Origin of the sequence: Paenibacillus amylolyticus, from assembly GCF_001570725.1 — a bacterium.
Lineage (GTDB): Bacteria > Bacillota > Bacilli > Paenibacillales > Paenibacillaceae > Paenibacillus > Paenibacillus amylolyticus_A.
The window spans coordinates 3,135,469-3,158,404 of the sequence record NZ_BCNV01000001.1 but is presented as its reverse complement, the minus strand read 5'-3'; the positions used below and the strand labels follow the sequence as shown (position 1 = coordinate 3,158,404).

Annotated in this window: 27 protein-coding genes; 24 read left to right on the top strand and 3 right to left on the bottom strand. The window is 47.5% G+C overall.

Features of this window, described 5'->3' with window-relative positions:
- Positions 1–37 precede the first annotated feature (37 nt).
- Both PAHA3_RS14060 and PAHA3_RS14055 read right to left on the bottom strand, forming a co-directional pair.
- A complete protein-coding gene (locus PAHA3_RS14060; RefSeq protein ID WP_062835281.1) occupies positions 38–370 on the bottom strand; it encodes a hypothetical protein in 333 nt (110 codons plus the stop codon).
- 5 nt (positions 371–375) lie between these two features.
- A complete protein-coding gene (locus tag PAHA3_RS14055) occupies positions 376–1,368 on the bottom strand; it encodes a DUF1385 domain-containing protein (RefSeq protein WP_062835280.1) in 993 nt (330 codons plus the stop codon).
- Positions 1,369–1,581: 213 nt separating this feature from the next.
- Between PAHA3_RS14055 and PAHA3_RS14050 the strand changes: the two genes are divergently transcribed.
- The 5 genes from PAHA3_RS14050 to PAHA3_RS14030 all read left to right on the top strand — a co-directional run bounded on the left by PAHA3_RS14050 (position 1,582) and on the right by PAHA3_RS14030 (position 6,107).
- Entirely contained in the window at positions 1,582–2,160 is a 579-nt protein-coding gene (locus PAHA3_RS14050) for a YqhR family membrane protein (RefSeq protein WP_062835279.1), read from the top strand.
- 76 nt (positions 2,161–2,236) lie between these two features.
- Positions 2,237–2,680 (top strand): type II 3-dehydroquinate dehydratase, encoded by a 444-nt coding sequence (aroQ, locus tag PAHA3_RS14045; protein WP_062835278.1) that lies wholly within the window; start codon positions 2,237–2,239, stop codon positions 2,678–2,680.
- A 39-nt stretch (positions 2,681–2,719) separates the two neighbouring features.
- A complete protein-coding gene (locus PAHA3_RS14040) occupies positions 2,720–3,793 on the top strand; it encodes a M24 family metallopeptidase (RefSeq protein ID WP_062835277.1) in 1,074 nt (357 codons plus the stop codon).
- A gap of 313 nt (positions 3,794–4,106) precedes the next feature.
- Positions 4,107–4,664 (top strand): elongation factor P, encoded by a 558-nt coding sequence (gene efp, locus PAHA3_RS14035; protein ID WP_017687580.1) that lies wholly within the window; start codon positions 4,107–4,109, stop codon positions 4,662–4,664.
- Between the two features lie 189 nt (positions 4,665–4,853).
- Positions 4,854–6,107: an aspartate kinase gene (locus PAHA3_RS14030; RefSeq protein ID WP_062835276.1), complete on the top strand. Its 1,254-nt coding sequence runs from the start codon at positions 4,854–4,856 to the stop codon at positions 6,105–6,107.
- Positions 6,108–6,192: 85 nt separating this feature from the next.
- Here the strand turns inward: PAHA3_RS14030 and PAHA3_RS14025 are convergent, their stop codons facing one another.
- Positions 6,193–6,942, bottom strand: a complete 750-nt coding sequence (locus PAHA3_RS14025) for a 2-phosphosulfolactate phosphatase (protein WP_062835275.1) — start codon at positions 6,940–6,942, stop codon at positions 6,193–6,195.
- Positions 6,943–7,204: 262 nt separating this feature from the next.
- Between PAHA3_RS14025 and spoIIIAA the strand changes: the two genes are divergently transcribed.
- From spoIIIAA to dxs, 19 genes are all read left to right on the top strand, one after another.
- Positions 7,205–8,209, top strand: a complete 1,005-nt coding sequence (spoIIIAA, locus tag PAHA3_RS14020) for a stage III sporulation protein AA (RefSeq protein WP_062835274.1) — start codon at positions 7,205–7,207, stop codon at positions 8,207–8,209.
- The gene (gene spoIIIAB / locus PAHA3_RS14015; protein WP_062835273.1) at positions 8,202–8,720 is read left to right on the top strand and encodes a stage III sporulation protein SpoIIIAB; all 519 of its coding nucleotides are present in this window, start codon (positions 8,202–8,204) and stop codon (positions 8,718–8,720) included. Before spoIIIAA ends, spoIIIAB begins: the two co-directional genes overlap by 8 nt.
- A 29-nt stretch (positions 8,721–8,749) precedes the next feature.
- Positions 8,750–8,953, top strand: a complete 204-nt coding sequence (gene spoIIIAC, locus PAHA3_RS14010) for a stage III sporulation protein AC (RefSeq protein WP_017687585.1) — start codon at positions 8,750–8,752, stop codon at positions 8,951–8,953.
- A gap of 31 nt (positions 8,954–8,984) precedes the next feature.
- Positions 8,985–9,374, top strand: a complete 390-nt coding sequence (spoIIIAD, locus tag PAHA3_RS14005) for a stage III sporulation protein AD (RefSeq protein WP_017687586.1) — start codon at positions 8,985–8,987, stop codon at positions 9,372–9,374.
- Positions 9,375–9,394: 20 nt separating this feature from the next.
- Positions 9,395–10,585: a stage III sporulation protein AE gene (gene spoIIIAE / locus PAHA3_RS14000; protein WP_062835272.1), complete on the top strand. Its 1,191-nt coding sequence runs from the start codon at positions 9,395–9,397 to the stop codon at positions 10,583–10,585.
- Positions 10,586–10,617: 32 nt separating this feature from the next.
- Positions 10,618–11,448, top strand: a complete 831-nt coding sequence (gene spoIIIAF / locus PAHA3_RS13995; protein WP_062835271.1) for a stage III sporulation protein AF — start codon at positions 10,618–10,620, stop codon at positions 11,446–11,448.
- 15 nt (positions 11,449–11,463) lie between these two features.
- On the top strand, positions 11,464–12,102 hold the full coding sequence (gene spoIIIAG, locus PAHA3_RS13990; protein ID WP_062835270.1) for a stage III sporulation protein AG: 639 nt from the start codon (positions 11,464–11,466) through the stop codon (positions 12,100–12,102).
- Positions 12,103–12,168: 66 nt separating this feature from the next.
- Complete coding sequence (locus tag PAHA3_RS13985; RefSeq protein WP_062835269.1) at positions 12,169–12,999, top strand: SpoIIIAH-like family protein; 831 nt, start codon at positions 12,169–12,171, stop codon at positions 12,997–12,999.
- A gap of 139 nt (positions 13,000–13,138) precedes the next feature.
- A complete protein-coding gene (accB, locus tag PAHA3_RS13980; protein ID WP_036614903.1) occupies positions 13,139–13,603 on the top strand; it encodes an acetyl-CoA carboxylase biotin carboxyl carrier protein in 465 nt (154 codons plus the stop codon).
- Positions 13,604–13,658: 55 nt separating this feature from the next.
- Positions 13,659–15,002 (top strand): acetyl-CoA carboxylase biotin carboxylase subunit, encoded by a 1,344-nt coding sequence (gene accC, locus PAHA3_RS13975; RefSeq protein WP_062835268.1) that lies wholly within the window; start codon positions 13,659–13,661, stop codon positions 15,000–15,002.
- 217 nt (positions 15,003–15,219) lie between these two features.
- Positions 15,220–15,630, top strand: coding sequence for an Asp23/Gls24 family envelope stress response protein (locus tag PAHA3_RS13970; protein WP_017687593.1), 411 nt, complete (start codon positions 15,220–15,222; stop codon positions 15,628–15,630).
- A 145-nt stretch (positions 15,631–15,775) separates the two neighbouring features.
- Positions 15,776–16,315: an alkaline shock response membrane anchor protein AmaP gene (gene amaP / locus PAHA3_RS13965; protein ID WP_017687594.1), complete on the top strand. Its 540-nt coding sequence runs from the start codon at positions 15,776–15,778 to the stop codon at positions 16,313–16,315.
- A gap of 14 nt (positions 16,316–16,329) precedes the next feature.
- Positions 16,330–16,563 carry a DUF2273 domain-containing protein gene (locus PAHA3_RS13960; protein WP_017687595.1) on the top strand — a complete coding sequence of 78 codons (234 nt, stop codon included), beginning with the start codon at positions 16,330–16,332 and terminating at the stop codon, positions 16,561–16,563.
- A gap of 221 nt (positions 16,564–16,784) precedes the next feature.
- Entirely contained in the window at positions 16,785–17,237 is a 453-nt protein-coding gene (gene nusB / locus PAHA3_RS13955; RefSeq protein WP_062835267.1) for a transcription antitermination factor NusB, read from the top strand.
- 117 nt (positions 17,238–17,354) lie between these two features.
- A complete protein-coding gene (gene folD / locus PAHA3_RS13950) occupies positions 17,355–18,212 on the top strand; it encodes a bifunctional methylenetetrahydrofolate dehydrogenase/methenyltetrahydrofolate cyclohydrolase FolD (protein WP_062835266.1) in 858 nt (285 codons plus the stop codon).
- Between the two features lie 10 nt (positions 18,213–18,222).
- Positions 18,223–19,587 (top strand): exodeoxyribonuclease VII large subunit, encoded by a 1,365-nt coding sequence (xseA, locus tag PAHA3_RS13945; protein ID WP_082762804.1) that lies wholly within the window; start codon positions 18,223–18,225, stop codon positions 19,585–19,587.
- Positions 19,577–19,834 carry an exodeoxyribonuclease VII small subunit gene (gene xseB / locus PAHA3_RS13940; protein WP_017687599.1) on the top strand — a complete coding sequence of 86 codons (258 nt, stop codon included), beginning with the start codon at positions 19,577–19,579 and terminating at the stop codon, positions 19,832–19,834. The genes xseA and xseB overlap by 11 nt, the downstream gene beginning before the upstream one ends.
- Positions 19,827–20,732, top strand: a complete 906-nt coding sequence (locus PAHA3_RS13935; RefSeq protein WP_062835265.1) for a polyprenyl synthetase family protein — start codon at positions 19,827–19,829, stop codon at positions 20,730–20,732. Before xseB ends, PAHA3_RS13935 begins: the two co-directional genes overlap by 8 nt.
- A 281-nt stretch (positions 20,733–21,013) precedes the next feature.
- A complete protein-coding gene (gene dxs, locus PAHA3_RS13930; protein WP_062835264.1) occupies positions 21,014–22,921 on the top strand; it encodes a 1-deoxy-D-xylulose-5-phosphate synthase in 1,908 nt (635 codons plus the stop codon).
- Positions 22,922–22,936 lie beyond the last annotated feature (15 nt).

Below are 22,936 nucleotides of genomic sequence, written 5' to 3'. Positions count from 1 at the left end.
TGTTGAGAGAATTGCTTTTTTGTATGTTCCATAGGTTTTAGTGAAATTTCGGTATATCTTCATCGCTTTTACCTTTTTGTCCCTGAATCACTTGGAAAGGATAATCCTTGCGTTTCTTTGAAGAGCCGCTGCTCTTTCTGGCACCGGACTGTGCATTGACTTTCGCCATGGTACGTGCCGATGGCTTAATCTTCGGTGATTTGGCTTTTTGTGCCCAGCGACGAGGCGGATACTTATACAGCAGGAATACAGCTCCGAACACGACCAGTGGAATAATGATCCTGGATGGACTTGCGCTCCCCAACCAAGTCAAGACTCCAACAGCAGCTAGTGCGATGAACGTCCAAAATAAGATTGCCTGCTTGTTCATATCATTCACCCTTTCACAGGATCGAGTGTTGCAACAGGTACTTCTGATGTGGCAGAGACATTGGCGAGCTTGGCATCCAACTCACGCATACGATTAAACGAAGCAATCGATACTTCAACCTGTTCATTGGTCGGTTCTTTTGTTGTCAGCAATTGCAGCCACAATCCCGGGTATCCGAGATAACGCAGTACAGGAATATCACGTACGGAGTTCGTAAGCTTCAACAGTTCAAAAGAAATGCCCAGTACAACTGGCAACAACAGCAAACGCTGGCCCATCCGTTCCCAGAGGTTATCGTACGTGAAGAGGGAGTAAAGAAACACCCCAATAATGACAGTCAACATAATGAAACTGCTTCCGCAACGGTAGTGCAGTCGGCTGTACTTTTGCACGTTCTCTGGTGTCAATTCTTCGCCGGCTTCATGTGCGCTGATCACCTTGTGTTCCGCTCCATGGTACTGGAAGAGACGTTTGATCATCGGCGTCTGTGAGATTAACCAGAGATAGGCGAGTAACAGGATCAGCTTAATGCCGCCTTCCAGTAAATTATGCAAAAACTGATTGTCGAATGCATTTTTAAATAGAAAATTCTCGATAACAACAGGAAGCAGTGTCAGCACAACTTTACCAAAAAGGAATGAAAGGATAGCTACGGCAGTTACACCAATGATCATGCTAAGGCTCCAACCCGATCCTTCTTTCTCTTTTTGCTTGGCTTTTTCTTCCGGTTCCAGTTCATCATCAGCATAGGCGTCAGCAGAATAATTGAGATGTCTGCTACCTTTGACACTTGAATCTATAATGCTGACAATTCCGCGTAATAAAGGAATCCGCCGCAATTTCGTGACCCAGGACTTGTCTTGCTTGGGAACTTCCAGATACGTAATTTCGCCGTCTTTTCTACGAACAGCTGTAACGTTGACATGTTTCCCACCGAACATTACGCCTTCAATGACAGCTTGCCCCCCATAGCTGACAGGCTTGGATTGTTGAGGCAAATTATTCACCTTCCTATTCTGTTCTAGGCCTTCGCGATCAAAGGCAGTTTAATAACCCTATTGTATCGAATTTTAAGAGCAATTTCTAGTTTGTGAGTCAAACCTTGAAGAGTGTTGTTAAGATTGTCATGTTTTGAACATACTACCTCGTAGAATCAGACCAAAAATTCGGGGCATAATGCGGCTTTATCAACTGGATGAAGGAGAATATCGATGACAGAACGCAAGCATGAAGATACATCACAAGATGAAGGTCAACGTCCGAAAGAACGGCAGCAAAAAGACAAGGGCAGGCGCGCTACCCAAAGGCAAGGTCAAGCACACTACTACACCAAGCCATTTTCCTTTGCGTTAGAGCTTGGCTTCTTTGCCGGTTTTATCTGGGGAGGGCTACACTGGCTATTCTATCTGCTGCATTTTACGATTGTGCCGGTGGGATTTCTGGCCGAGCCTTTTTTCAAACATGAATATATATATACCGCAGCTGGGCATTTGACAGGCTGGCTGTTTTTTATCGTCTTTTCCATCTTGGCTTCCTTGCTTTACACGTTCACGATTCGAAAACTGAAAGGACCTATACCCGGCATGGTGTATGGAATCGTCTGGTGGCTGATTCTCTTTATACTGGTAGGACCAAAACTGGGGATGATGAAGCCTTTGAACGATTTAACGTGGGATTCGATCATCACGGAACTCTGTTTCTTTTTGTTATGGGGGCTGTTCATTGGTTACACGGTAGCCATGGAGTATACGGATGAACGCAAACGCGAGCCGGAGCAAGCGGGGGCATAGCGCAAAAAAGCTTCTCAATCCGGCAATGCCTGTGTTAAAATAGCAGATGGTTATTTGCAGAGAGGGTGGAGCAGCGATGAAACGAATTATTGTGATCAATGGTCCGAACCTGAACATGCTTGGTGTACGTGAACCGGGCATCTATGGAACGCTTAGTCTGAAGGATATTGAGGACAAAATTCGCAGACAGGCTGATGAACTTGGCGTCTCCATCGCTTTTTATCAATCGAACCATGAAGGGGACATCATTGACCGCATTCATGCAGCAATGGGTGAGGCAGACGGAATTATACTGAATGCCGGAGCATTTACCCATTATAGCTATGCTATACGTGATGCAATCAATGCTGTAAAAGTCCCTACGGTGGAAGTACATCTATCCAACATTCATGCACGCGAAGCGTTCAGACATCATTCAGTGATTGCAGCGGAAACAATCGGGCAGATTGCCGGATTTGGCGAAGTAAGCTATGAACTGGGATTGCTGGCTCTTGTGCGTCATCTGGACAAACAAACCTGAGCCGGGAACCCGGGAATGTGAGAGAAAGAAGGGTTACCGATGGAAAACAAACGAGTAAATAAGTTGCGTGAAGCCATGCGTGAGCGTGAACTCGCAGCAATGCTGATTACAAACCCGATTAACCGTCGCTATATGACGGGTTTTACAGGCTCGGCGGGATATGTGCTGATTACGGAACAGGATGCATATTTGCTGACTGATTTCCGTTATATGTCACAAGCGCCTCAGCAAGCCAAAGGATTTACCGTTGTGGAGCATGGAGCTAAGCCGATGGATACGGTGCGCGAATTGCTGGCATCGGCAAATATCAAAGAAGTTGGCTTTGAGCAGGATAGTGTTACATTCGGAACGCACGCTGCTTATGCTGAAGCACTTCAGTCTATTGAACTGAAAGCTGTATCCGGAATCGTGGAACAACTTCGCATGTTCAAGGATCAAGAAGAGATTGCGGTCATGCAGAGAGCAGCAGATCTGGCGGATGCCACGTTCAGCCACGTTTTGCAGTTTGCAAAACCAGGAATGACGGAGCGTGAAGTGGATCTGGAGATGGAGTTTTTCATGCGCAAACATGGAGCAACGTCCTCTTCGTTCGACACGATTGTAGCATCGGGTGAACGTTCCGCTATGCCTCACGGTGTAGCGAGCAGCAAGGTCATCGGACAAAATGAGTTAATTACATTTGACTTCGGTGCACTTTTGGACGGATACTGTTCAGATCTGACACGTACCATTGCAACAGGCACACCTGTACCTGAACTGCGCAAAATTTATGACATTGTACTGGAAGCTCAGTTACATACGCTGGAGAACCTGAAACCGGGCATGACCGGACGGGAAGCAGATGCATTGGCTCGTGATATCATTGCAGGTCACGGATATGGAGATCAATTTGGACACAGCACAGGCCACGGTCTGGGTATGGAAGTTCACGAAGCTCCTCGCTTGTCCAAGCTTAGCGACGATGTATTGAAACCGGGTATGGTTGTTACCGTTGAACCGGGTATATATATTGACGGGCTTGGCGGCGTGCGTATCGAGGATGACGTAGTGATTACCGAGACGGGTATTCATATTCTCACGAAGTCGGACAAGAAGTTCACCGTAATCGGCTAAATTACAGCCACCAGGGATATAGGGCGATTTTTAATATAAAGGTACAGGTTCTTGCTGATTGTTATGGACCATTGCAAAAGTAGTGAAGGGAGCGGAATCGATTCTGAAGAAGCGAAGCGCTCGCCTTTGTCTCCTCATTTTAAACCTTATTAAAATCTAGTCGGGAAAATGAGGAGACAACAGCGATCGGAGGAACGATCCGAACCCGTAACGGTCACATCGCACATGGTCATCAATTCAGAATAAACCCACCATTACATTAACCCATCGTCTTGTATCACCTACTTTTCAACCATATCAGGAGGGATTTTTTGTGATTTCAGTAAACGATTTTAAAACAGGCTTGACCGTGCAAGTAGATAACGATATCTATACCGTGCTTGATTTCCAACACGTTAAACCAGGTAAAGGCGCTGCCTTCGTACGTTCCAAATTGAAAAACCTGCGTAATGGTAACACCGTTGAAAAAACATTCCGTGCAGGTGAAACCATTGGACGCGCGATCATTGAAAACCGTGGCGTATCCTACCTGTATGCAAGCGGTACAGAGCACACGTTCATGGATAACGAAACGTATGACCAGTTCACATTGACTAGTGACCAACTGGAATGGGAATTGAACTTCCTGAAAGAAAACATGGTCGTTAAGATCGTGAGCTACCAAGGTGAAATTCTCGGAATTGACTTGCCAACAAGCGTTGAGCTGAAAGTTATCGAGACTGAGCCAAGCGTTAAAGGTAACACTGCACAAGGCGCTACCAAAAATGCAAAAGTGGAAACAGGCTTGAACGTACAGGTTCCTTTGTTCATTAACGAAGGTGACGTTCTCCTGATTGATACACGTGAAGGTAAATACTCTTCCCGTGCGTAACTTTCACAACCTGTAAGCTACAAAAGGTTATTAACAGCCCTTTGCCATTCCTTTGGCAGAGGGTTTTTTCGAAAAAAGATTAGCCTATCAGTCGCTTTCGTAATATACTGGGTTAAAGTCATTTCTCGTAGAGAATAATGACGATGGACATCAATATGCATACTGCACAAGGTAGGGAGTGGATTTGCGTTGTCATTGTACGTCATGAAATTTGGGGGCAGCTCGGTCGGAGATACTGAACGCATGAAGCGTGTAGCCGGACGTGTTGTAGAAAAAGCTGATGAAGGACATCGGTGTGTAGTCGTGGTTTCGGCCATGGGGGATACAACTGATGATTTGATTGATCAGGCAAAACAACTGAATAGTGATCTGCCTGCTCGTGAGATGGATATGCTCTTAACGACAGGAGAACAGATTTCGATCTCCTTGTTATCGATGGCTATTCAAGCGCTTGGACGGAAGGCAGTATCATTTACGGGCTGGCAAGCGGGATTCCGCACAGAGCCGGTTCACGGAAAAGCACGTATTCATGATATTCGTCCCGATCGTGTGAATGCAGCGCTTGCTGAAGGCAACATTGTTATTGTTGCAGGCTTCCAGGGCATGACGGAAGACGGCGAGATCACAACACTGGGTCGTGGTGGTTCGGATACAACAGCTGTAGCGCTGGCCGCAGCCATTAAGGCTGATGCATGTGAGATCTATACGGATGTAGATGGAATCTATTCTACAGACCCGCGGATCGTTAAGGTTGCGCGTAAACTGAAGGAAATATCGTATGACGAAATGCTGGAACTCGCTAATTTGGGAGCAGCGGTGCTGCATCCGCGTGCGGTAGAGTACGCGAAGCATTCCGGTGTACCTTTAATTGTAAGATCCAGCTTTAACCATAATGAAGGAACGGTTGTGAAGGAGGAAGCAGCAATGGAACAAGGCGTAGTGGTTAGTGGGATTGCCTATGACAAAAACGTGGCTCGCATCAGTATTTTGGGTGTGCCGGATGTACCAGGAGTTCTGGCTGAAGTATTTGGTGCGCTTGCATCCAATCAGCTGGATGTGGACATTATCGTTCAGAGCGGAGTGATGGATGGCAAAGCGGACTTCTCGTTCTCTGTTGCGCTGTCTGATCGTGAGAACGCATTGCGTGTCATTGAAGGCCTTCACAGCCGCTTGCCTTACCGTGAAGTCACATCTGAAGAGAACCTCGTTAAAATCTCCATTGTTGGCGCAGGCATGGTTAGTCACCCGGGTGTAGCTGCCAAGATGTTCAAAGTCATTTCCGCTGAGGGCGTGAGCATCAAGATGGTGAGCACTTCCGAGATCAAAGTATCTTGTGTCATTGACGGAGATAAGCTGCATGACGTAATTAAGGCATTGCATACAGCATATGATCTCGACACTGCTGAGCAAGCCGTTATTGGTGGACCTCAAGATCGCAGATAACAATTTTCTGCATATGCAAACATAGCAAAGGTGTACTATTGCCAACGGGCAGCAGTACACCTTTTTTGTTTTCTCATAGTCATTCTCACAGCAACTTGAATATCTTCCCCCCGCGTATGCCTCTATAAGGTTGCATGCGGTTCCCTTCCCCCATCTCGGGAACACAATCCAGCAGATTTAATTGAGAGCAATATGAAATGTCATGAACCCTGCCTAACTTTTCAAGTCTACGCCCGCTAACAGATCCCTGCACCAGCTCCGGGATGCTCTCCTGACATTGGGATACCGCCTGATAAAGTACTATGCCGAGATCATTTAGTTGGATGGGAGAACAGGATTGACGGTGCAGTTCGTCGATGATACATCCAGCACACAAGGCGTCTTCCAGTGCAAATTCATCCTGATTCCCCGCACATAACAGCAATACATCTCGTTGAAGTTCGCACAGAATTGCTGCGACAGCCCTGACATTGAGAAATGATCCAGCTAGTACATGTTTCGCCCTGGAAGCTTTGATCAAGGCTCGGGTTCCATCGGTTGTGGTTAGGATGATCGTTTTATCTGCAATGTCCTCAGTCATATATTCATAGGGGGAGTTACCCACCTCGAATCCGGTAATTTTTTTGTCAAAACGCTCCCCGCCTCGAATGCAATCTTTCACTTCCATCTGCTTGGCTTGCGGAACCGTCTCTACGGCAATCACAGCCGCAGCATCATGCGCCAGGGCCGTAACAATCGTGCTGGTCGTACACAATACATCAATAACAACTGCACTTCGCCCTGCAATATCAATGGTACGTACTTCATTCACATTGCCTACCACATCAACTCGCACTCCCCACAACTCCTTTCTGTATCTGGGGATCGGTAGTTCTTTTTGAAGCTGAATGGAACTTACCTATCTGCAATTACTATATGCATGCACATCTAGACGGGTGCCTAGAACAGGAGGTACATCTATGGTTTTAACTCTCAACCGTATTCTGAAGAAATGATAGATTTCAGCGTCATAAATTAAATGTACAGGCATAAACTTGAGATATGAACAAGCGCCAGAAGCGTGAACCATATGATCTCAAGGTTGGAGGAGCCTACTCATGAAGGTGAACTGGAAGGAACTTTTTCCGGAACCGATCCGAACTATTCTCGGAAGAATGCCACCCGCTCTGTTGGAACAAGTGGAGGAAGTACGTATTCGTGAAGGCAGACCCCTGGAGATTAATGCAGGCAACACATACCACTTCCTGACATCTCAAGGTAGCCCGACAGGGAAACCGGAAGAAGCGTATGTTCCTCAGAAAGAGGTGACTCACAGGTTGCTGGATCTGATCAGTAACCATTCACTTTATACATTGGAAGAGGAACTGCGTAAAGGGTTCATCACCATACCCGGGGGACATCGAATTGGACTTGCTGGCCGAACGGTACTAAGTGGTGGGCGTGTCGAATACCTGCGCGACATCAACGGATTTAATGTTCGGGTAGCGCGTGAGGTACATGGAGTGGCTGATCGTATCCTTCCTTATCTTCTCGACATGAAGAGCGGACAGGTCTTCCATACATTGATCCTTTCACCGCCTCAACAAGGAAAAACGACGTTACTGCGAGATCTGGCGAGACAAATTAGCAGTGGTACGAAGCTTACAGGGGGCAGTGAACTGGTTCAGGGAATACGTCCGCGTCTGAAAGTGGGCATTGTGGATGAAAGGTCCGAAATCGCCGGGAGCTACAAAGGAGTACCTGGATTCGACGTAGGCCCACGAACAGATGTCATGGACGGTTGTCCGAAGGCTGAGGGCATGATGATGATGCTTCGCTCCATGTCGCCCGATGTCCTCATTGTGGACGAGATCGGTCGTCCGGAGGATGCTGAGGCGGTGATGGAAGCCCTGCATGCAGGCGTCTCTGTGATCGCGACTGCTCATGGCCGTGACCTATCAGAGTTGTCGGCCAGGCCCGCGCTTAGAACCTTAATTGCGGAGCAGATGTTTCAACGTTATGTCCAGCTGCAACGGACGAGCCGGGGAATGAGCTTTCGTCTGGCTGATGGCAAAATGCGTGTGTTGCAGCAGACCGGGGCAGGAGGTGAAGCCTTTGGTTAACATGCTAGGTGCGGTGATTATTCTGTTAGCCAGCACTCTCGCCGGTTTTTACAAGGCCAGACAATATGCATTAAGACCGAGACAGTTGCGAGAACTCATTGCAGCCCTCCAGCGACTAATGACGGAGATTAACTATGGGCTCACTCCCCTTCCCGATGCCATGGGCAAGATGGGAGCCCAGACCAAAGAACCTGTAAAGACGCTGTTCCTTCATGCAGCCACACAGATGGAACCTCCTCATGGACTCACTGCCCGGGAAAGTCTGCAGTCAGGTGTGGATCTGGCGTGGGGGAGATCGGCCATGAAGGCTGACGAGCGGGAAGTCATGCTGCAATTAAGCTTCAGCCTTGGCACAAGTGACCGTCAGGATCAGACCAAACATATATCGTTAGCCATTCAACAACTAATGCATGAGGAATCCCGTGCCCAGGCCGATCAACTGAAATATGAACGAATGAGCCGAAGCCTCGGGATGCTTGTCGGAGCGTTAATCGTCATTCTGATCTTCTGAAATAGCCGGGATAGTGAGGTGCCAAGGTCATGAATTTAGAAGTGAACGCAATCTTTCAAATTGCGGGTATCGGAATCATTATTGCCATGATTCACACGGTACTGAAACAAATGGGAAAGGAAGATATGGCTCACTGGGTGACCGTAATCGGATTTGTCGTTGTATTGTTCATGGTGGTCCGTATGCTGGACAGCCTGCTACAAGAGATCAAATCGATATTTCTTTTTCAATGAAAACGGTCATGAAGCCGGATGGTGGTGACCTGTGGAAATTATCCAAGTTGTAGGTTTGGCGCTCATCGCAACAGTGCTCATTCTGGTCATTAAAGAACAGAAGCCGATGTTTGCTTTTCTGATTGCTGCTGCGACTGGCATTGTGATCTTTATGTTGTTAATTGGCAAGATCGGTGCAGTCATCGAAGTGTTGAAGCGGTTGGCTGAGAATTCAGGCATGGAGAGCATCTATCTGAAAACGGTGCTGAAAATTATTGGCATAGCATACATTGCTGAATTTGGCGCACAGATCGTCAGGGATGCAGGCCAGGAGAGCATTGCGTCCAAGATCGAACTGGCTGGTAAGGTGTTAATCCTTGTACTTGCTATACCGATCATCAGCATTATTATCGAAACCGTCATGAAGCTGATGCCGGTGTAGAAGGGGCGTGCGGACTTCATATGAAATCAATGCATCATAAGCCGCAGTGGCGCCTTACGGTTGTGCTGATGCTCTGTTTTCTGTTCGGTATCCTGGGACAGGTTACTGCAAGCTCGCCTTCTGGCGAGTGGATGGAGCAGCAGGCCGATCAGCTTCCCAAGGATCAGGTGGAGAAATACTGGGATCAACTGATGCAACAATACGGTGGTTTTTTCCCGGACGGGAAAACCCCTTCCTTCATGGATATGTTAATCCCCGGCAATGAAGGATTCAGCCTGAAATCGGTGTTTGTAGCCATAGGAACCTTCATGCTGCATGAAATTTTATATAATGGCAAGCTTCTGGTCACGATTGTGATGTTAAGCGTACTCAGCATGATCCTGGAGACCCTTCAGACCGCATTTGAGAAAAATAATATTAGCAAAATCGCCTACTCCATCTGTTACATGGTCATCATCATCATTGCGATTAACAGCTTCAGTGTGGCGATTGGATACGCCAAGGATGCCATAACCGGCATGATCAACTTTATGATGGCAATGGTACCGTTGTTATTCACACTGCTCGCTTCCATGGGTAACGTCATCACCGTCTCCGTGACCCATCCGCTCATTATTTTCATGATCCATCTGGTGAGTACATTGATTCACATGCTGGTATTTCCGCTACTCTTCTTCTCGGCTGTTCTGCATCTCGTCAGTTCATTGTCTGACAAGTACAAGCTGACACAGCTGGCAGACCTCCTGCGCAATATTAGCGTAGCGCTACTGGGTATCCTGCTGACGATGTTTCTGGGTGTAATCTCGGTTCAGGGAGCATCGGGCTCCGTAGCAGATGGGGTCAGCTTGAAAGCCGCCAAATACATTGCAGGCAACTTTGTGCCTGTCGTGGGCAGGACATTTGCAGATGCGACGGACACGGTAATTACAGCTTCTTTACTTGTTAAAAATGCAATCGGACTAACCGGGGTGATCATCATTCTGTTTCTATGCGCCTTTCCGGCACTCAAGATTCTGGCTCTTGCCTTGATATATAACGTCACTGGTGCCATCATGCAACCGCTAGGAGACACCCCGATTGTAGGATGCCTGCAAGCCATTGGCAAGAGCATGATCTACGTATTTGCGGCGCTGGCAGCCGTTGGGCTGATGTTTTTCTTGGCAATTACCATCCTGCTGACTGCGGGGAATCTAACTGTCATGATGCGCTGAATGTATGTTGGCAAGAAAGGGGTTGGAAAAGGATGGGGTGGCTGAGCAACTGGCTCCAGGAATTGATCATGATCGTTCTGCTGGCGACTTTCGTGGATATGCTGTTGCCCAATCGATCCATGGAACGTTATGTCAAGCTTGTGCTGAGCCTTCTCATCCTGCTGACTCTTTTATCACCGATAACAAAGCTCCTCAGAAGTGATCCGGTTGGCGAGTTGAAGCGCGCAATGACGGCAATGGACGCTCCATCGGATGGGAATGCAACGCTCGAACAGATTCTGGCTCAGGGCAAGCGGCTGCAAGCGGGCGAACAGGAACAATCCCTGCAATGGACAGCGAAAGAACTGGCTAATGTCATGAAAGGCCAGATTGAAGAAACAACAGGAGCAAAGGTTCGGTCCGTAGAGGTACAACTGGCGATGAGTAAGTATGAAACGGAAATGGAAGCCGCCTCGTCAGTCGAACTACCTGTGATCCAGCGTGTGGTGGTCGAAATGGCAGGAGAGGATGCAGGAGAAGGAGTGAAGTCAAGGCAGCAAGAAATTGCTGCAAACACACAGCCCATATTCGGAACAGACACAGAATCAGAGAAGGATGAATCGCAGCTAACACAGCAGCCCATCCAGATTGGTCAGATTGAAGTGCCTGATGTACAGGTTGATGTGAGTAAAAGTCAACATGATGGAAATGAAGTGCCTTCCGAGCCTGTTATACGAGATCAGGCGGATGAGAAGAAGCAGCAAGGTGAGACATCCACAAGGTCCGATCATGCGGTGCAGATTATTACTTTGTTGACTGAAAAGTGGGATGTTGATGCGAACAAAGTTCAAGTGAAAGAACCGAAAAGTGCTGAAGTGCTCTGAGAAGGAGGGTGTCCGATGAAACAATGGTTCAAAAAGATGGAAACCTGGATGGGTGGCGGGGAAGGCGGGGCAAGGCGAAGCCAAACCTTCCGTTGGCTGATTATCCTCGGTTTGATCGGAGTGGGAATCATGCTGTTCAATTCCTTCGTCAATGTCAAAAAAATTGATTCCGAAAATATCGGTCGGGAACCACCGGACCCGGCAACATCGATGGCATCCATACAGAGTGCTCCGATGGATCAGAACCCTTTTCAGGCAATCGAAATTGCATTTGAGGACAAAATCAAAAGTGTGCTGGAAAACATTGTTGGTGTGGGAACGGTGGATGTAATGGTCACCGTGGATTCCACAGAGGAACTGGTCGTTCAGCGGAATGTGAAGGATTCTCAGCAACTTACCGAAGAAACCGATGCTAACGGGGGCAAGCGACATATGACGCAGTATACCCGCGATGGCGAGATTATCACGTACGAAATATCAGGGGATCAGACACCCATAGTGACCAAAAAGCTCAAACCGCAGATCCGTGGGGTGCTTGTGGTTGCGAGGGGTGCAGAGAACAAGGTTGTGAAGGACCTGATAACCGATGCTGTGGAAAAAGGACTGAATGTAGCAGCCTACCGGATCTCGGTTGTACCGCGTAAACAAGACTAATCGGGTGTGATGAATCACAAGATTCAATTCTCATAAGATTGAAGCCAATTTGAGGAGGAAGTTCTAATGAATAACAAACGTCAAACGGTATGGCTCGTTTCCATGCTGAGTCTGATGGTCATTTTGTCCGCGTATTATCTGTTCACTGAGGATTCCGGTCCAGTCAATGCACCAGTGGCTGACAGTCAGCAAGTTGATGGAATCAAGCAAGGGGAAGCAAAGGAGACAGCAGGCATTCTTGATCCAACAGAAGGTTTGGTTGTGAATGAAGTGGTGAATAGCGGCGAAGTTGAAAGTGATCCAAGTGCGCCTGGCGCTGCGGAAGAACCGGCGGCTACGGAAGGTAAAGAAACTGGAAATACAGAGAAAACACCTGCTGTCGAATCAGGCGAGAATAAGGGTGAAGCAGGCAAAGAAGCTGACAAGGAAACCGACAAAGGTGCAGCAACCACACCAGAGACGGAAGGTCAGACAGAAGGCACTGCAACGAAAACGGACGAGGAAGTCCTCAAGGAAATGGAAGAGCAGAATACGACAGCATCTGCGAGTAGCCAGTTCCAGAACTACCAGTGGCAACGTGAGGAAAGCAACAATCGCAAGTATGAGGAACTGATGACCGTCGCAGGTGATCTGAGCAAAACGCCAGAGGAAAATGCCAAAGCAACGGAGCAACTCCGTACACTGGAAGAAAAAGAAGCTAAAATCACTGGCATTGAGGAGACGCTCTCTCAACAGTTCGCTAATGCGATCGTTCAAGAAGATGCCGACAAGTATAAAGTTGTGGTCCTCAGTGACAAACTGGATGTAAAACAGGCGGTATCCATTGTGGATCTGGTCATGAAAGAATTGGCGGTTTCCCAGAACAAAATCAGTGTTCAATACGTTACAGAACAGTAATCCAAATCATGGAAATGCAGTCCCGGGAGCTGGTTGTACTCTCGGGCTCTTTCCATTTTTAACGATTATGATATAATACATAAAGCCATATGACCGTCCTAGTGAGACTGGCATGATGCCGAAGGAGTGAATAATGGAAATGTTTAAATTGAGTGAGATCAAAGAACTGATCAAACTGGTAGATGAAAGTTCCGTTCAAGAGTTGGAAATTGAAAATGAAGGATCACGGTTATCGATCCGCAAACCGGGCAAAACGGAGTATGTTCAAGCAGCTGCTGTGCAACCGCAAATGATTGCTGCTCCGCAAGTACAGCCGGCAGCAGTGGTAAGTGAAGCTGCACCGCAGGTCGATACTACAAGTCATTTACATAAAATTGTATCTCCGATGGTAGGTACTTTTTACAGAGCTTCCTCGCCGGAAGCGGGTCCTTTTGTGAGCGCTGGTGATAAAGTTGTTGAGAAAACAACGGTATGTATCATCGAAGCTATGAAGCTGATGAACGAGCTTGATGCTGACATCAAGGGAGAAATCGTTGAAGTGCTGGTTGAGAACGGACAGCTGGTCGAGTATGGACAGCCCCTTTTCCTGGTGAAACCGGAATAACCGTTATAGCTGGTTAACAGCTAACCGCATGAGCTTCGAAGGAGGACAAAACGAAATGAAATTTCAAAAAATACTGATTGCGAACCGTGGAGAGATTGCGGTACGTATTATTCGCGCCTGCCGCGAAATCGGCATCTCAACGGTAGCCGTCTATTCGGAAGCAGATAAGGATTCTTTGCATGTTCGTCTTGCAGATGAGGCTTACTGTATCGGACCGACACTGTCCAAGGACAGTTACCTCAACTTCACCAACCTGATGAGTGTAGCTACGCTGACGGAATGTGATGCAATCCACCCTGGATACGGTTTTTTGGCGGAGAATGCTGATTTTGCAGAAATCTGTGGTTCCTGCAACATCACATTCATCGGGCCTTCACCTGAAGCCATTACCAAAATGGGGGACAAGGCTGTTGCCAAACAAACGATGAAAGATGCAGGAGTACCTGTTATTCCTGGATCAGACGGCCTCGTTGAAAATATGGATGAAGCCATCATGATTGCTAGAGATATCGGATATCCTATCATTATCAAAGCGACTGCTGGTGGCGGAGGTAAGGGAATTCGTATCGCCGAAGATGAAGAAACGCTGATTAAGCAGATTACTGCTGCTCAGCAGGAAGCACAAAAGGCATTTGGCAATGCAGGTGTATATCTGGAGAAATTCCTGACAGGTATGAAACACGTGGAAATTCAGATCATTGCTGATAAACACGGAAATGCAGCACACTTAGGAGAGCGTGATTGCTCGGTTCAGCGTCGTCGCCAGAAATTGGTAGAAGAAGCTCCTTGTCCGATCCTCTCCGAAGATGTGCGTACATTGATGGGGGAAGCTGCGGTACGGGCAGCCCTTGCTGTGGATTACTCGGGAGCGGGTACATTGGAGTTCCTGCTCAGCCCGAATGGCGAATTCTATTTCATGGAGATGAACACGCGTATTCAGGTAGAGCATCCGGTCACTGAGATGGTTACTGGCGTGGACCTGATCCGTGAGATGATCTCAGTAGCTGAAGGCAACCCACTTTCATTCCGTCAGGAAGACGTGGTTATCAATGGTTGGGCCATTGAATGTCGTATCAATGCGGAAGATCCGGACCGTAACTTCATGCCATCACCAGGCAAAATCGGATTCTACCTTGCACCGGGAGGACCGGGCGTGCGTGTAGATAGTGCAGCTTATCCTGGTTATACCATTTCACCTTTCTACGACTCCATGATCGCGAAGTTGATTGTGTGGGGGGCGAATCGTGAAGAAGCGATTGCCAAGATGAAACGTGCGCTTGGGGAATTTGCCATTGAAGGCATATCCACAACAATCCCTTTCCATCAAAAATTGCTGGAGCACCCAACGTTCATTCGTGGTGACTTTGATATCAAATTCCTTGAGGAAAACGAGATTTAAAAGGTATATTGGGCTTGTTTGTCATAATGTAGCCCAAATGATATAGTATGAATAATAAGAGCGCATGTCTCCTGCAAAGGATAAGCCCGCACCTCGCGGATGTTTGCAGGAGTTCCGGTAAAGCCGGACCGGAAGGGTTCTGAGGGTTGATTGACCTGAGTCCAGCGCCCTGACGGATGGCCGCAAACTTATCTCGCGAAAGGTGTGTTGAACAGTTATGAGTACACTACCGACTGAATTTGAACGAACGGATATCGGTGAAATCCAGATCGCACCTGAAGTTATTGAAGTGATTGCTGGATTGGCGACCCTTGAAGTGAAAGGTGTTGCAGGCATGAGTGGAGGATTCGCTGGCGGATTTGCTGAATTGCTTGGTCGCAAAAACCTTTCCAAAGGCGTTAAAGTTGAAGTAGGCCAACGTGAAGCTGCAGTTGATGTTTCCGTAATTATCGAGTACGGATACCGTCTGCCACAGGTGGCTACGGAGATTCAACAGAATGTGAAACGTTCCATCGAGAACATGACAGGCTTGAATGTGAATGAAGTGAATGTGCACATTCATGACGTTCAGTTCAAGAGCACCGAGAAAGTGGAAGAAATCGACCTGAACAGTCAGCGCGTAAAATAAAAGAAGACAGATTCCCCCGGCATCAACTGCCGGGGGTTATCCCGTCTTGGACAGGTCTTCATTATAGCGAAAGCTAGATGAGGGTCTGATTTTTTGCTAGTGAACAGGTAAGTAATGTTAGTGAGCAAGGGAGGCTGTGCAGTTCGTGGCTAAAATACTGGATCGGCTTCTGTTGTTTATATACAGCATAAGCGTTGGAGCAATATCGGCAGCCGTCATTCTTCTGATCAGCGGTGTGCTGCCTTACGAATTGAATTACCAGCAGGAACAAAACGTTATTGTTGCGTCGGTTATTGCAGCAGCGATTTTGTTTATCCTGAGTTTGCGATTTTTCTACATCTCGGTTCGGCGTGAGCGTGCATCGTTGCCGTCTGTGGATCAACGTACTGAGTTTGGTGATGTACAGATTTCAATGGAGACGATTGAGAATCTCTGTTTGAAGGCGACTTCCCGTTTCCGGGGAGTACGTGATGTCAAGGCACGCATACGTGTGGTTGAGTCAGGACTGGAGATTATGATCCGTGCGGTAGTGGATGGAGAGACACCTATTCCTGCGCTGACTTCTGATCTGCAAAAGGCGATACATGATCATGTACAAGAGATTACGGGTATTCCGGTATCTTTTGTCACGGTGTATATCGCTAATGTAACCCAGTCGCCTAACTACAAGAGTCGAGTGGAATGAGGTGAGTTTCACTGATGCTGTGGAAAGAGATTTGGGATAGTCACAGAGGCCGAATTACCGGAATTATCGGCGGCATCTTTTTTGGATTTCTTTATGTATGGATCGGTTTTTGGGATATGTTGTTCTTTGCACTCTTGGTGTTCATCGGTTATACGTTAGGCAGACGAAGCGATTCGAAGCTGGGTTCGTCCATTCCCTGGAGGGAGTGGGGACAATGGCTCGGCGATCGCTGGCGTCCGTTTAAGTGACCTGCCTGAACCCTGCAATATGTTTCTTCCGAAAATAGAGCTGTAGTTTAGGTTGCCCGTTTTTTGGAGGAAACGTATTGCAGGTTTTTTTGTGAAAAGGGATAACAATAACAATACCGTGGAAGCCATCGATCTATCCGATACAGGATAACATGTGATGGTTGCATGATTTTAAAATAAGCATGATGACGCTCCAGACGGAGCGCTGCAGGAGGCAGGACATGAAAAGACGTTTGGCAAGGGAAATTGCAGTACAAAGTCTGTATCAGATGGAAATGAATGAGGTCGGCGCAGCAGAAGCTGTGAACATGCTGATCAATGAAGCCGCTGAAGATAATGAAACCGAAGTGGTTATCCGCGATGCAGATGTAATGCGTACCTATGTTACTGAGATTGTACAAGGAGCCTGGAACAATAAAGAAGCGATTGACGGGCTGCTCGTGGATTATTTGAAAGGTTGGCAGATCAGCCGTCTGTCACGTGTGGATCGCCAGATTCTACGACTGTCTACGTATGAAATGGTATTCTGTGATGACATTCCGGCAAAGGTATCCGTCAATGAAGCGATTGAACTGTCCAAATATTTTGGCACAGATGAATCCGGCAAGTTCGTCAATGGCGTACTTGGACGCATGATTCAGGAAGTTGACGCTATTAAAGCAAAATTATCTTAAGCTATGATTAACTATAGTGCGTGTTCAAAAGGACCGGTTTTCAGTACCCTTCGTAATCAAAAGCGGTTTTTTTGAACAACCTCTAAATTTATATTCACATAAGGGAGAGAGAGTACAATGACAGCATCTATTATTAACGGTAAAGAAGTATCCCAAGAGATCCGCGCAAGCATGACAACAGAAGTAAAACAGCTTAGCGAACAGGGGGTAGTACCTGGTCTGGCTGTTGTGCTCGTCGGCGAAGATCCGGCATCCCAAGTATATGTGCGTAATAAAGAAAAAGCATGTCACGACCTCGGATTCTACTCCGAAGTGCATCGCTTGGATGCAAACACGTCCCAAGAAGATCTGCTCGCGCTGGTGGACAAGCTGAACAATCAACAATCCATCAACGGAATTTTGGTGCAACTTCCACTACCGAAGCATATCGAAGAGAAAGCGGTTATTGATGCGATTGCCGTGGATAAAGACGTAGACGGGTTCCATCCAGTCAATGTTGGTAATCTTGTTATTGGAGACGATAGTCTGCTTCCATGCACCCCGGCGGGTGTAATTGAACTGATCAAACGTACTGGATTGGAAATGTCCGGTAAACATGCGGTAGTCATCGGAAGAAGCAATATTGTCGGCAAACCGGTATCGCTGTTGCTGCAACGTGAGAATGCGACGGTAACCATGTGTCATTCCCGCACAGCCAACATGAAAGAAATTACACGCCAGGCGGACATTCTGGTTGTAGCCATCGGCCGTGCTAATTTTGTGGATGCTGATTTTGTGAAACCGGGTGCTGTTGTTATCGATGTCGGCATGAACCGTTTGGAGAATGGCAAACTGGCAGGAGACGTTGATTTCGAGAGCGTGAAAGAAGTTTCTGGTCCTATTACACCCGTTCCTGGTGGTGTTGGTCCGATGACAATCACAATGCTGATGCAAAATACATTGATCGCTGCCAAGCGCGCTCACGGATTGGCCTAGGGTTTTGTCTGTGGCAGATCAAAAAATCTACTCCATTAAAGACCTGAACCGATATATTCGAATGAAACTGGAATCGGATCAGGTCCTGTCGGACGTTTGGCTACGCGGGGAGATTTCGAATTTCACACATCACTCCAGCGGCCATATGTATTTTACATTGAAGGACAAGGACAGCCGGATTAAGTCGATTATGTTTGCGTCCCATAACCAGCGATTACCCTTTGTACCGAAGGAGGGTGCAAGGGTTATTGCTCGTGGTAATGTCTCGGTGTATGAACGGGATGGGCAGTATCAATTCTATGCTACCCATATGCAACCGGACGGGATTGGGAGTCTGTATCTGGCTTACGAACAGCTCAAGAAAAAGCTCGAGGATGAAGGGTTATTTTCACCTTCGCGAAAAAGACAGATCCCACGTTATCCACAGACCATCGGTGTCGTAACTTCACCGACGGGAGCGGCGGTGCGGGATATTATGATCACACTCCAACGTAGATACCCTTCTGCCAAAGTTGTTTTGTATCCGGTTCTGGTTCAAGGCAAAGGTGCAGCACCTTCCATCGTCAAAGCGATTGGCAACCTGAACCGGATGGGAGAAGCTGATGTACTTATCGTTGGACGCGGAGGCGGTTCATTGGAGGAATTATGGGCCTTCAATGAGGAGATTGTGGCAAGAGCGATAGTCGCTTCGGATATTCCTGTTATTTCTGCGGTTGGGCACGAAACGGACTTTACCATTGCCGATTTTGCAGCCGATTTGCGTGCGGCTACGCCTACAGCTGCTGCGGAACTGGCTGTACCTAATCGAGCTGAGTTGCTAGATCAGATCGGACAACGTCAGCGCCAGTTACAGCACAGCTTGCGTCAGCGCGCTGTACATAATCGTGAACGGCTCGCGAGATTACAGCGTTCGCCAGTGCTGGTTCATCCAAGACGTACCTTGATGCAGCATACGGAACGACTGGATATGATGCACCAACGGCTTTTGAGAACAGTGGATACGCGTATGAAATGGACGGGAGAGAAGCAGGAGCGTTTACGGGCGGCACTACAACGATTCAATCCTCGTGAGCAGGTCAATGCAGCACGCCGTGAAACTACGGCAGCACGCAGACAACTGGAACTTGCGATCAGGTCCATAACTAGATCCAAGCAGCAACATTGGAAATCATCTGTGCGGCATCTGGATGCGCTTAGCCCGCTTAAAGTCATGTCACGTGGATATAGCCTTGTCTATGACGAGCAAGAACAGCGATTGATCAAGTCGACGAAGGATATACAGCCTGGAGATTCAATTAAGATTAAATTAACAGACGGACAGCTGGACTGTCAGGTTTGGGGAATGAAGGAGGACGACAATACCCATGGCGAATGAACCGGAATTGAATTTTGAAGAGGCAATGGCGGCATTGGAAGACATCGTAGGTCAGCTTGAGCATGGTGATGTTCCGTTGGAACAGGCCATCGATCTGTTTCAGCGCGGGATGAAACTTTCGCAACTTTGCGGTCTGAAGCTGGAACAAGTGGAACGCAAGATCGAGATGATCGTAGAAGAAGATGGAGAGCTTCGCAAGAAGCCCTTCGGAACTGCTGACGATGAGAGCGGTGAAGTCCATGAGTAATCGTCCTTCGTTTCAAGCATACCTTGAGGAGGTCACAGCTGAGGTGACAGAAGAGTTGAAACACACTCTTCCCGATCACTGGGATGTACCCCAATCGCTGACGGATGCGATGCAGTACTCACTTATGGCCGGAGGCAAACGCCTTCGTCCTCTTCTGGTCGTTGCTGCGGCGGAAGCCTTCGGTGCACAGCGTACAGCTGCAATGCCGGTAGCCTGCGCCGTGGAGATGGTTCATACCTATTCACTGATCCACGACGACCTACCTGCGATGGATAATGATGATTACCGCAGGGGAAAATTAACGAATCATAAGGTATATGGTGAAGCAACCGCCATATTGGCGGGCGATGCGTTGCTAACTCATGCTTTTTATAGCATTGTTCAAGCGGGTCGTCGCAGCGGTGTGACGGCAGATGCGTTGCTGTCCATCGTAGAGGACATGTCCGAACTTGCTGGAGCAAGAGGCATGGTTGGCGGTCAAGTCGCGGATATGGAAGGCGAGCAAGGCATGACCGATCTTTCACAGCTCCAATATATCCATTTGCACAAAACGGGTGATCTGATTGTTTTCTCCCTCATTGCTGGAGCACGAATTGGTGGAGCAACGGAAGGACAATTGGAAGCCTTGCGTGTGTTTGGTCGTGATCTGGGGCTGGCGTTCCAGATTCAGGATGATATTCTCGACCTGACGGGCGACGAGCAAAAGATGGGTAAGAAAACACAGAGCGATGTGAATCAGCAGAAGGTAACATATCCTTATTTTATTGGCATGGAGGCTTCTGTAGCTGAGGTGAAATCCCTTACTCAATCTGCAAAAGATGCACTTGAAAGAGCCGAGTTACCTGATGCATCCAGATTGCTGGAAATTGCGGATTATCTGATGAGTCGAGACCATTAGATTCTGATGGTGTGCTGTTTCAAAACCTGTATAATCGTGTAATGAATGTAATGTCCTTTTTCTGAGTGGATGGAAAAAGTCTGTCCCGAGTGGATGCGGGAATACATATGGAGAAGGATTCTATATAACTTGCTGGCGAAAATGCTCGTTATCGGGAGTATAGTGCAGTAAATTATGATTCTTGTTCTTTTATGTTATAATGATTTAATGTCATTTGATTCATAATGTATATATGGATTTACAACAACAATCAAACAATCTAGGAAAGCGGGGAGATTCTCGTGCTGCTTCCACAAATTAAACAACCCAGTGATCTAAAGTCGATGTCTCAGGATGATCTTGCGCTTTTGTCGGCAGAGATCCGGCAGTTTCTGATTGAGAAGCTGTCCGTTACAGGGGGGCATCTCGCACCCAACTTAGGAGTGGTTGAGCTCACGGTAGCCCTGCATTACTGCTATAACAGTCCAGCAGACAAAATGATTTTCGATGTAGGGCATCAGGCTTATGTGCATAAAGTCCTGACAGGGCGTATGGATCGCTTTGATACATTGCGTCAACATAACGGCCTGTGCGGGTTTGTCAAACGCAACGAAAGTGAACATGATGTATGGGAAGCTGGACACAGCAGTACATCATTGTCGGCTGCGATGGGGATGGCCCTTGCACGTGATCTGAAGGGTGAGGACAATCAAGTCATCGCGATGATTGGTGATGGAGCGCTTACAGGTGGTATGGCATTTGAGGCCCTCAATCATATTGGTCATGAGCAGAGAAAACTGATGGTTATTCTGAATGATAATGAAATGTCCATTGCTCCAAACGTTGGGGCCATGCATAAATATTTGAGCAAAATTCGTTCGGATCGTCATTATCTGAAAGCGAAAGATGATGTCGAGGGCATGCTTAAAAAAATTCCTGCTATAGGGGACCGTTTGGCCAAATCGGCAAGCTGGATCAAAGACAGTGTCAAATATATGATGGTACCAGGTGTTCTTTTTGAAGAACTGGGCTTCACGTATTTGGGACCGATTGATGGGCATGATATTCCCAAATTGATCGAAACCTTCAAACAGGCAGATAACGTGGATGGTCCAGTGCTCGTTCATGTGCTTACAACCAAAGGCAAAGGTTATCAACCAGCAGAAGCCGATTCGCACAAGTGGCACGGGATTTCTCCGTACAAAATTGAATCCGGTCAAGTGCTGAAGGCAGTGGGGAAACCGATGTACACGGAAGTGTTCGGTCAAACCCTGATTGATCTTGCGAAGCAGGATAAGCGGATCGTAGCTGTAACGCCAGCAATGCCTACAGGATCAGGTCTTATTCCGTTCAGTAAGGAATTTCCGGATCGCATGATTGACGTTGGTATTGCAGAACAGCATGCGGCGACCATGTGTGCTGCACTGGCTATGGAAGGCTTGAAGCCGGTCTTTGCCGTGTATTCTACGTTTATGCAACGTGCTTATGATCAGATTGTACATGATATTTGCCGTCATAACGCCAACGTGATGTTTGCCATTGACCGTGCCGGGTTTGTTGGTCCGGATGGCGAGACACATCAAGGGGTATACGATGTGGCATTTATGCGCCATATTCCAAATATCGTTCTGATGATGCCAAAAGACGAAAACGAATTGCGTCATATGATGAAAACGGCGCTTGATTATAATGAAGGTCCAATTGCATACCGTTATCCACGAAACAATGTGGTGGGGGTACCTCTGGATGATGTGCTTGTACCAATACCAATTGGAACATGGGAGCAACTCCGTCCATCCGAAGGATATGCTGTCATCGCTTCAGGCTCGATGGTGCAACTTGCAGAAGAAGCAGCGGAGATGGTGAAACGGGAAGGGATTACAGCAGGCGTAATTAACGCTCGCTTCCTCAAACCTCTGGATGAGCAAATGCTGCGTGATTTGGCTGTTCGAGGCACCAAATTGATTGTACTTGAAGAAACTTCCCAAGCAGGTAGCATGGGCAGTGCGGTACTGGAGTTCTATGCAGAACAGGGATTGCATGATGTACATGTACAGCTGATGGGGATTCCGGATCGCTTCATCGAGCATGGCAGTATTAAGGAGCAACGTGAGGAAGTAGGTCTTACCGTTGAGAATGTATGTGCTGAACTGCGCAACATGGCTGTTCAATCATCTTACGGCCTGCCCAAAACACGTTTTCCTTCGTAAATTTACTTGATAGGA